The following is a 1,450-nucleotide window of genomic DNA, read 5'->3' as shown; positions in this document are numbered from 1 at the left end:
CGGGTGAGGAACGACACGGCCGCGGCGACCATCGCGGGGACGGCGGCGGCCGGCGCGACCTCGGCGGAGACCGGACGGCCCGCGAGCGTGAGTTCGAAGCGGGCGGAGGAAAGGGCGCGGAGCCCGATGTCGGGGCGGAGCAGCGGGATGACGTCGGAGCGGCCGTCGTCCAGGGCGAAGAGAAAACGGCCGGACAGGGCGGCCAGCGCGGGCACGGCGCGGACGGCCTCGTCGAGCGCAGCCACCAGCGGCCGGATATCCGTCCTGCCCCGATCGTCCAGACCGCTGAGGGGGGAGGCGATGAGGTTGCGGACGCGTTCGTGGGTCCACGACGGAAGGAGGCCCGCGGACGTCAGGCGGTCGGCCAGTTCGGCGGAGCAGTCCGGTGCCAGGCCCCTGAGCTGGAGATTGGCCCGGGAGGTCAGTTCGATGACACCGGAGCCGAGGTCGCGGGCGGCCAGTGCGAGCGCCTGGAACTGGGGACCTGTGATCGCACCGCCGGGGAGGCGGACGCGGGCCAGGGCGCCGTCGGCCGCACTGTGCAGCTGGAGGGCGCCCGGGCAGGCGTCGGGGCGGCTGCGGTCGTTCGGCATTCGGGTGATGATGCCACTTCCTCCTGCGAGGGCAGAAACCGATAGTGTCACCGCGACGGCCGGGGAGGAAGTCGGTGCGAATCCGACGCTGTCCCGCAACTGTGAGTCCGGACCAGGTCCGGTGAGCCAGGAACGAACCGGTCGTCCATCCATCCGACTGAGCGGGGCGCGGACCCCGGGGAGGAAGCGTCGCCGTGCGCGAGCCCGTCATCCTGCTGTTGTCGACCTCCGACACCGATCTGCTGAGCGCCCGTGCGAGCGGCGCGGCCTTCCGGTTCGGCAACCCCGCCCGGCTCGCCGCGGACGAGATCGGGCTCGACGGTGTCGATCTGGTCGTGGTCCGGCTGCTCGGCGGCCGCCGCGCCTGGGAAGAGGGCCTTGACCTGCTGCTCGGCAGCGGACTCCCGGTGGTCGTGCTGGGCGGCGAGCAGGCCGCGGACGCCGAGCTGATGGAGTTGTCGACGGTCCCGAAGGGCGTCGTCGCCGAGGCCCACGCCTATCTGGCGCACGGCGGCGCGGCGAACCTGGGCGAACTCCACAGATTCCTGTCCGACACGGTGCTGCTGACCGGCTACGGCTTCGCGTCGCCGCAGGCCGCGCCCGTCTGGGGGGTCCTGGAGCGCACGGCCGCGGCCACGGACGGCCCGAAGGTCGCCGTGCTCTACTACCGTGCCCACCACGTCGCCGGGAACACGGCCTTCGTCGAGACCCTCTGCCAGGCGATCGAGCACCACGGCGGCCGGGCGCTGCCCGTCTACTGCGCGTCGCTCCGCCAGGCGCCGGCCGAGCTGCTCGCCGAGCTGGCCACCGCGGACGCCCTGGTCGTCACGGTCCTGGCGGCGGGCGGCACCCGCCCC

The 1,450-nt window shown here is 73.7% G+C and carries 1 protein-coding gene, 1 pseudogene and 1 riboswitch; of the genes and pseudogenes, one reads left to right on the top strand and one right to left on the bottom strand.

The annotated features are described in order from the left end of the window. A pseudogene (locus tag ACYVE7_RS33960) lies at nucleotides 1-593 on the bottom strand (precorrin-3B synthase); the annotation flags it as partial. A 66-nt stretch (nucleotides 594-659) separates the two neighbouring features. After that, nucleotides 660-727, top strand: a riboswitch (cobalamin riboswitch). A gap of 60 nt (nucleotides 728-787) precedes the next feature. On the opposite strand from ACYVE7_RS33960, the gene ACYVE7_RS33955 reads away from it, so the two are divergent. After that, the coding region (locus ACYVE7_RS33955) for a cobaltochelatase subunit CobN (protein ID WP_460370673.1) at nucleotides 788-1,450 on the top strand (663 nt) is incomplete at its 3' end.

It is taken from the genome of Actinocorallia lasiicapitis (assembly GCF_054778695.1).
This window is presented reverse-complemented; position numbering and strand designations above follow the sequence as displayed.